At 36.3% G+C, this 8,010-nt stretch carries 8 protein-coding genes and 1 pseudogene; 5 read left to right on the top strand and 4 right to left on the bottom strand.

Going from position 1 to position 8,010, the window contains the following annotated elements; translation table 11 throughout:
- Window positions 1-3,053, top strand: a 3,053-nt coding sequence (locus tag ACT3QP_RS13380; protein ID WP_444525849.1) for a type III restriction-modification system endonuclease, incomplete at its 5' end; no start/stop codon positions are given.
- 66 nt (window positions 3,054-3,119) lie between these two features.
- Here the strand turns inward: ACT3QP_RS13380 and ACT3QP_RS13375 are convergent.
- Window positions 3,120-3,329 carry a helix-turn-helix domain-containing protein gene (locus ACT3QP_RS13375; RefSeq protein WP_444525848.1) on the bottom strand — a complete coding sequence of 70 codons (210 nt, stop codon included), beginning with the start codon at window positions 3,327-3,329 and terminating at the stop codon, window positions 3,120-3,122.
- A gap of 84 nt (window positions 3,330-3,413) precedes the next feature.
- Between ACT3QP_RS13375 and ACT3QP_RS13370 the strand changes: the two genes are divergently transcribed.
- Genes ACT3QP_RS13370 through ACT3QP_RS13355 form a run of 4 tightly spaced genes read left to right on the top strand, consistent with a single transcriptional unit; the run spans window position 3,414 to window position 5,549 of the window.
- Complete coding sequence (locus tag ACT3QP_RS13370; RefSeq protein ID WP_444525847.1) at window positions 3,414-4,658, top strand: hypothetical protein; 1,245 nt, start codon at window positions 3,414-3,416, stop codon at window positions 4,656-4,658.
- Window positions 4,659-4,708: 50 nt separating this feature from the next.
- Window positions 4,709-5,167: a hypothetical protein gene (locus tag ACT3QP_RS13365; RefSeq protein ID WP_444525846.1), complete on the top strand. Its 459-nt coding sequence runs from the start codon at window positions 4,709-4,711 to the stop codon at window positions 5,165-5,167.
- A 14-nt stretch (window positions 5,168-5,181) separates the two neighbouring features.
- Window positions 5,182-5,319, top strand: coding sequence for a hypothetical protein (locus tag ACT3QP_RS13360; protein ID WP_444525845.1), 138 nt, complete (start codon window positions 5,182-5,184; stop codon window positions 5,317-5,319).
- Window positions 5,319-5,549 (top strand): hypothetical protein, encoded by a 231-nt coding sequence (locus ACT3QP_RS13355; protein ID WP_444525844.1) that lies wholly within the window; start codon window positions 5,319-5,321, stop codon window positions 5,547-5,549. Before ACT3QP_RS13360 ends, ACT3QP_RS13355 begins: the two co-directional genes overlap by 1 nt.
- Before the next feature lie 54 nt (window positions 5,550-5,603).
- On the opposite strand, the gene ACT3QP_RS13350 is transcribed toward ACT3QP_RS13355, so the two are convergent.
- The 3 genes and pseudogenes from ACT3QP_RS13350 to ACT3QP_RS13340 form a co-directional block, all read right to left on the bottom strand.
- Window positions 5,604-6,098 carry an elongation factor P hydroxylase gene (locus ACT3QP_RS13350; protein WP_444525843.1) on the bottom strand — a complete coding sequence of 165 codons (495 nt, stop codon included), beginning with the start codon at window positions 6,096-6,098 and terminating at the stop codon, window positions 5,604-5,606.
- Window positions 6,099-6,200: 102 nt separating this feature from the next.
- Entirely contained in the window at window positions 6,201-6,620 is a 420-nt protein-coding gene (locus ACT3QP_RS13345; protein ID WP_444525842.1) for a hypothetical protein, read from the bottom strand.
- Between the two features lie 9 nt (window positions 6,621-6,629).
- Window positions 6,630-8,010, bottom strand: a pseudogene (locus ACT3QP_RS13340) (hypothetical protein); the annotation flags it as partial.

Here is an 8,010-nt window from a genome sequence, read left to right as displayed (position 1 = left end):
GTCTATTTTCGAAGAATAATGACATTGGTGTCGCTAATGCACTTAGTCTTCTACCAGAAGAGCTGTATGAGAATACTCGCAATGTTCAGCTGCTGAATGGGCTCTCGCAAACAGAAACAACCAAACAAGCACTTCCTAGCCTTGATTTTACTATTGATATGGAAACTGGTACAGGTAAGACTTATGTTTACCTGCGTAGCGTATTTGAGCTATATGAGCGTTATGGCTTGAGTAAGTTTATTATTGTTGTTCCTTCAGTGGCCATTAAAGAAGGTGTGTATAAGTCTTTGCAAATCACAGAAGACCATTTCAGAAAAGAATATAAAAATATTCAGTATGATTACTTCGTATATGACTCATCAAAGCGAGATCAGGTAAGGAATTTCGCTACTAATGACTATATTCAGATTATGGTAATCAACATTGATGCTTTCAGTAAATCATTTACTGATCCTGAAAAAGAGACTAAAGCCAACCTCATTCATCGTACAGATGATCGACTAAATGGCATGAAGCCCATTGAATTTATTCAAGCGACAAACCCAATAGTAATTATTGATGAACCTCAGTCAGTAGCTTCTACAGCCAACCGTAAAAAAGCGATTGCTAGCTTAAATCCGTTATGTACATTTCGCTACTCAGCTACCTTGAATGAGGATTTTAATAAACTCTATAAGCTGGATTCGAGAGATGCTTTTGAGCGTAAATTAGTAAAACAAATTGAAGTAGCTTCATTAGAAATTAAAGATAATCATAACCAAGCCTATATTAAGCTTCTTAGCGTTGATAACAAGAAGTCACCAATTACTGCAAAAATTGAAATCGATGCTCAGACCAAAACAGGTAAATTGCAGCCTCGTAAATCTATTGCAGTAAAACAAGGTACTGACTTATTTGAAGCCTCTGGTGGACGGGACCTCTACCAAGGTTACATGATCAATGAGATTTATTGTGAGGAGGGCAGCGAGTATATTGATTTTACGAGTCGTGATGACATCATAGAACTCAATCAGTCTATCGGTGAAGTTGATCAAGACACTTACAAGCGACTGCAAGTATCAAAAACAGTAGAGGAGCATCTTGAAAAAGAACTGAAATTCTATCGAAAAATTACCACTGGCGTTGATCCGATGGATCACTCTAAAGTTCTTAGCCAAAAAGGAATTAAAGTTCTTAGTTTATTCTTTATTGATAAAGTATCCAATTATCGTGGGTACACTAAAGATGGTGTCCCTGTACAAGGTAAGTTTGCCAGTTGGTTTGAAGAAGAGTTTATAAAACAGCTTAAAAAACCAAAGTATCGTGTTTTATACCCTTCAGTATGGGATAAGAATGATGCTGGAAAGTCAATTATCAATGAACAAGCTCTCAAGGAGTTGGCAAGCTCTGTCCATGATGGTTACTTTGCACAAGATAAAAAGAAGGATGCCCTAGGAAATCCGTTGTTTGCAGAATCTAAGCTTTCAGCAAAAGGTGAAGGTGGTAAAACTATTGCTGATGAATCAGCTTATAACCTCATTATGAAAGATAAAGAAAAGTTGCTCTCAATGGATGAGAAGCTACGATTTATTTTTAGTCATTCTGCTCTAAAAGAAGGATGGGATAATCCGAACGTATTCCAGATATGCACTTTAAATGAGACAAAATCGGAAACGAAAAAGCGCCAAGAAGTTGGTCGTGGTTTGCGTCTAGCTGTAGATCAGTCGGGTGAGCGAGTACCTTACGGTTTTGAAGTAAACACACTAACAGTTATGGTAAACGAATCTTATGATCAGTTTGTAGCTAAATTCCAGAAAGAAATTGAAGAAGAAGAAGGTATTAAGTTTGGTGTAGTAGAAAAACATCAGTTTGCCAATATCGTAATATCCGATGAGCATAATGATAAAGAATTTCTTGGAGCAAAAAAATCAGAAGAAATTTATCAGCACCTTGAAAGTCATGGCTATATCAATAACAAAGGCAAAATTCAAGATTCTCTGAAAATCGATTTGGCTGATAACACTGTGGCTCTCCCGGAAAGTGTAAAAGAACATGCTGAAGCTATTCTTGCTACCTTAACTAAAGTTGCAAGAGGTTTGAGCATCAAGAAGCATGAGGAAAAGAAAACTGCTAAGCTGAGGGAGAAAGAGGGTAAGCAAGTCGTATTAGGTGATGACTTTAAAGCCCTTTGGGATCGTATTAAGTATAAAACGACCTATAGAGTGAATTTTAGCGTTAGTGAGCTTGTAGAGAAGTGCATTAAAGAGATCAGGGCTTCCGTTGTCGTTTCTAGTGTTAAGTATGAGTCGAAAAAACGAAGAGTTGAAATTGCTGAATCCGGACTTCTCGTTTCTGATTTAGATTTAGAGGGTAATAAAGTTCAAGACAAACAAGGTGTGCTAGAGGTAAGCTTTAAGCTCCCTGATATTGTTACTTATTTAGAGTCACAAACGAATCTAACACGCTCAACGATAATTCATATACTGCTTGGTTTGGGTGATAAGCTCGAAGCCTTTAAGAAAAACCCACAGCTATTTATTCAGCAGTGTGCGGAAGTTATTCGTAAACAAATGCGTTTAGCCATTGTTGATGGTATCTCGTACCAGCGCATTGGTGATGACAATTATTATGCTCAAGAACTGTTTCAAGAAGAAGAGCTAACAGGTTATCTAAAAAATATGGTTGAAGCACACAAGTCAGTTTATGATTACATCGTTTGTGATTCTAATACTGAGTTTGAGTTTGCTGAGAAGCTTGAGCAATCAGCAGAAGTTAAGCTTTATACTAAACTACCTGCTTGGTTTAAGATTGATACGCCATTAGGTAGTTACAACCCTGACTGGGCTGTACTTATTGATAAAGATGATGAGATAGGTGAGCAGCTATACTTTGTAGTTGAAACCAAATCAAGCATTTTTTCTGATGATTTGAGAGCAGCTGAGAAGGCCAAGATTGATTGTGGTATTGAACATTTCAAGGCTTTGAGCAAAGATAGCAATGGTATAGATTTAGAAAACCCAGCTAAATTCGTAAAGGCTGATAACTACAATACTTTCTCCACACACTTCAGCTAATTAAATGAAAATCGAAGATCATAATGAACATGGTCTTTGGTTTTTATATGCTTAAATATTTCTAATCTACACTAAATCACTTATTTCAATATTCAACGCATCACATATTTCGTATGCCTTTTTCAGCGTGATATTCTTCTCACCACGCTCAATATTCCCCATATAGCTTCGATCAATATCTGCCATCTCTGCAAGTCTTTCTTGAGATATTCCTTTGCTTTTGCGCACCTCACGGACACGCTTTCCAAAGGCAATCATGCGCTCATCTGTCGTCATCTCATTTACCACTGCTAAAAATAGCAATACTCACAGTGGTCAGCTATAATATCCACGGGATATAGTCGGTATTAGAGGGTAGGTATGAAAACTAAAATAGAATATCAGCTATACATTACTGAAATTAATAAAGAAATTTGCGAAAAATATTGGTTACGCGAAAAAGCTAATAAAAATAGCTATGTATTTACCTGTAAAGAAATTGGTGAAGAGTATGGCTTTGAGCATTATGAAATACCTAAAATAGCTAAAGAAAACGCTCATATCTTAGTGTTAGATTGCCAATGTATAGATTGTGGAGTTGCTAAAAATTGTAAGACTAGATCTGAGCTAATCCATCTAGAATTAGATAAGTGGCGCTGTAATAAATGCTTGAATGAACTCAAAGAGCGGCAGGAGAAGTTAGAGCAAGAGCAACAACAGGCTGTTATTGATGCTCTCAATAACTACAGATTAGAACAGGAAAACGCTATCCTTCCAGTGGGAGATCTAAGTTTGATCGACAAGCTTCTTTTAATAGCTATTTTTGAGAGTCTGGGAGCTGGTAATCTGAAGACCACACTTGCATTAACGGACAACTTACAAATACCTTTATCTCCTTTATATACAATGGATGAGAGGATATTAGAGCATCTATTTAAAACCAATGTCTTATTACTAAATCCATTAGATAGCTTAGATTATGCAAATATCGCTGAATCAGGTGAGATAGATATAAATCTAGACTACTCTCAAGCTACCTTTGACTTTGCATATGATGCAAAAGACATAATCAATCTTAGCATTAAAATAAAAAAGAAAAAAATTATCAATGACTTAATAGATAATGTTACGTTCAGGGATTGGTGTGAGAATATCCAGTTAGCGGAGTGCATGAGCTATCTTATTGAAAGGGCCAGATTTAATAATTTGTCACCTCCATTAGGAGGAAAGATGATGAGCTTGTTACAGTCAAACTTGACTACTTACTCTGTAGCTGAGCTGTGTCGTCTTGTTTGGATGGCAGTTGAAAGTGCTTCCTCATATTCAAATGAGCCAAAAATTACGAATAAACATGCCTCAAATTCTATACATACTATTCTTCAAAGCAATATTGATAAAGTTGCGAATGGTATATGGAAATGTAAACCATTTAATCGTGAAGTTAATTTGCCTGAATCAGCTATGTCAAAGGTGTTTTTTGACGATATCTTCAAAATACATGATTGTGGCTTTAAGTATGCGCTTGATGCACTATATGATGAGTACTGGGAAAGTGAAGGAATTAGAGAGAGCCGTAGCTATACTACCTTAGGAAGTGAGCAGGGTGCTACTCAAGCAAAACTATAGGATTAGTAATCCACGCACTGACTAAGTGCGCACTGACTAAGTGCGAACTTATGAAAACCATGCTAAAATTCAACTTTGTTTCAGTATATAGGGATTTCATAATTCGCAAAGGAGAAATCTCCTTGACTCTCAAAAGTAACGGAACTAACAATATGGTTATTAGCAATAAATCAAAAATATTTTTATCTATTTTCTTCTTAGCGACCTTAACCGCTTGCAGTTCTAATGAGTCTGCTGAAGCTAAAGAGGATACGGATAGCCCAGTTGTTAATGATGTTAAAGCTGAAGAAATTAAGACCGTTGATTATTATTATGAGAATAATGAAGTGCGCAAAGAACGTTTGAAAGAATGTGAGTCTGTCTATGTGCAAACAAATAACGTCAGTGCTGATTGTGCCAATGTCACTGAAGCTACTAATAAACGAACCCAAGCTTTTAATAGCTCACAAAACATAGAAAGACGTGAAAGTGTAAGGGCGTTCCCTGACGCTAAAACAGAAACTAAATAGAGCAATCGAAGTTTATGGCAATTTACCACCTATCGACTAAGCCAGTATCATGCAGTAGCGGAAGAATCGCCACTGCGTCTATCGCCTATCGTGCCGATACTGCTATCAAAGATGAACGCACCGACAAAGAACAAATTAGAAGGGGCGCATGATGTCTATTTTAGACTCTATTCAAAACTTTCAAGAGTACGGCAACAACCCTAAAAAGGGCTACATGGATAATGTTTTTTTAGATATTGTTCAACAGAAAAAGCGATTAGATAAGCCTTTAACCCAAGAAGAACAAGAGTTTTTAGACAATCACAGAAATAGTGATGATGAAATTAACTATGACAGATTGAAGAAGCAAGAAAAATGCCAACATCTGATTTCTTCAAAATAATGCAGATAATTCACATTCTGTATTTAATAAATATAAAATAGTAAGATATTTCAATCAAATGTTTTGAGCATAATAATTAAAGCTCGACAAAGCTACTAAAACCTTTTTAGCTGTTGGAGGAGGGTTGATCCTCATCTCATTATAAGATTCCTCCAGCTTGTTTAGAAAAGTTTTTGAAGCAGGTCTACCTGAAAAATCATCCAAGCTAGGTGAAAAATTAATGCCTATAGCTTCACACATAGCTTTCTCTAAACCTTGTGGTCTAGCTTCAACTTTCTCGAAAAGTGATTGTTCATCAGCATTCCTACCACATGGAGAATACCAATAACCGTAATCATCTAGTTTGCGACGCCTTGGTCCAGCTAAGCAATAGTGCGCCATCTCATGTAATAGACTTCTTGGATAGTTCTGTTTAAAGAATATTTTTGCTTTCTCATTTTCTTGGGTTGCTTGATAATAAGGCTCATCTGCACCGCCAATTATACTCAACGTTGGTAATAATTTTTCGAATATATTGATTAGGTTGGTGCATAAATCATTGTCATTCATAAAAATGCTTATAAAATATCTCAATTACTGTATTATGCCAAATAACGTTATAGTAAGCTATATCGCTAAAATATATCTCAGTTGAGTGATGATAAGATTAAACTAATCGTCAGATCCTTTAACTAATATAGTATTAGAAGAATCTGCTAGTTCTGATTGAAGCTCAAAGTTCTGTCTTAAAATATTAAGATAATCCTGCATCAGAAGATCATATTCTTTTTTAAGTGTGTCATACTTCAACTTCGCTTTTAATTTAAGCTCTTTTTCGTGTTTTAGCTTAGCAGTATCGCTAGGCATTTTCTGAGCAAGTTTTTCGCGATTTTCTTCTGCATCTTTTATTGCTAGGCATAGTTCTGGGTATCGTTCATGACGAACATAGCCTTTACCTTTACCTGCCTCTCTACCTACAGCGTCTCTAGTGAACTTAAAACGTGACGACTTAGTCTCGACGACTTTAGCTTTATTAGTGATTAGACGGTCTAAGGCTTCCCAATAAGCTTGTTCCGCTTTACTAGTTTTCATGTTTTTTCCTTAGCCTATTACTAATACTGAAAGAAGGCTATCAATTTGTTTAATGCTTGTTTCGTACTCATGATGGACACGCTTTGGAATATCTAAAGTGAGCTGAGACTCATAGAAATTTTTGGTTTGTAACAAGCTACTTCTAGATTCTGGTAAGAACACAGCATTTTCACAGCTAATGCAAGCAGATGCTAGGACGCCTGCACCTTTATCGCAAGGTTTAAGAGACATACACCCACCAACTAGAGTGGTGCGATAACGAATCTTGCCATTTTTAACTGCTTTCTTAGTACTCCTTCTATTTTCCAAAAATTTTGGTAGCTTATTCTTAGCCCTTTTTGTTTGTAGGCTTTTGCCAGCAGCACCTGCTAGAGTTACGCCACTACCTAATAACTCATGTAAACTATCTGACTCTACTCTCGCTTTGGCGTCCTGCCATTCTTTTCGCATAGCTTTTACTTCAGAGCCATCTCCTAAAATGTTTATTGCTCTGGAGTTTGAGTCCGTATAGTAGACTGTCATTATCATACTAATATGTTTCAACTGAGATTTAAGGGTGGGATATGAAACATGACCACTAGAGGCAGCATATACCGCTAAAGAACGTCTAAATTGATGGAATCCTAATGGCCAAGGTTGTCCTAGTTTAATTTTATTAGATATTTCATCTCCATATAAAAAATGACTAACTTCATCTAAGTCTTGCTCTGAAATTAAGAGGTGCTCTGATGACATAATCCTTTGAATAAGGTTTACATTCAAGGCAGTCGTTGAGTAGTCGAAATGTGGATGAGGTTTGCCAAATTTTCCATTTTCAATCGAAAGAAATAAAGGCAATGTACTATCATCTGTTTCTACCTTACTCTTGTTGCCAGACCAGTTTAAAGCACCTTTTGCGATAAATTTAGCTGCTTTAAAGGCTTCTTCAACAATAGAGCCTGTCACCCACTTTGTGAACCTTGGTACGCCGTTGCTTTCTAGTTTTGTCGTGGTTGACCATATTACAGGTATGTCACCACTATCAGAATGGATGTATTTTAGTCCGTTGAAAGGGATAGATAGTATTTCACTTTTACGCATGCCAGTAAACGCAGCTATGACTAATGCACTTTTCATTTGTATTTGACCTAAGCTAATTATTAAACTTGACCAATTAGCATCCTTAATAATACTCAAACCTTCTAACTTTACTAAAATATTTTTTAGCTTGCTATCTGTCTCTAAAGCAGCTCTCCAATAAAAACTAACTAAACTGCCTTGGGACTTTTTGATTTTGCTTAGAGGTACAGTCTTATCTAGTCTTAATGCTTCATCCCTTACCTTGGTGCGCATAGAGAAGACATATTCTATTTCGTGTTTAACTTCATTAAATGATTTTAAGCTCTCAATA

Source organism: Psychrobacter sp. AOP7-B1-24, assembly GCF_052376215.1.
Lineage (GTDB): Bacteria > Pseudomonadota > Gammaproteobacteria > Pseudomonadales > Moraxellaceae > Psychrobacter.
Note: the sequence above shows the minus strand (reverse complement) of the source record. Positions and strands in the feature narration are given on the sequence as shown.

Bases quoted from the DNA above. Each gene is read 5' to 3' on its own strand.
- ACT3QP_RS13365 (WP_444525846.1), top strand. From the start codon at position 4,709: ATGAAAACCATGCTAAAATTCAACTTTGTTTCAGTATATAGGGATTTC.
- ACT3QP_RS13375 (WP_444525848.1), bottom strand. From the start codon at position 3,329: ATGACGACAGATGAGCGCATGATTGCCTTTGGAAAGCGTGTCCGTGAG.
- ACT3QP_RS13345 (WP_444525842.1), bottom strand. From the start codon at position 6,620: ATGAAAACTAGTAAAGCGGAACAAGCTTATTGGGAAGCCTTAGACCGT.
- ACT3QP_RS13350 (WP_444525843.1), bottom strand. From the start codon at position 6,098: ATGAATGACAATGATTTATGCACCAACCTAATCAATATATTCGAAAAA.
- ACT3QP_RS13360 (WP_444525845.1), top strand. From the start codon at position 5,182: ATGGCAATTTACCACCTATCGACTAAGCCAGTATCATGCAGTAGCGGA.
- ACT3QP_RS13355 (WP_444525844.1), top strand. From the start codon at position 5,319: ATGTCTATTTTAGACTCTATTCAAAACTTTCAAGAGTACGGCAACAAC.
- ACT3QP_RS13370 (WP_444525847.1), top strand. From the start codon at position 3,414: ATGAAAACTAAAATAGAATATCAGCTATACATTACTGAAATTAATAAA.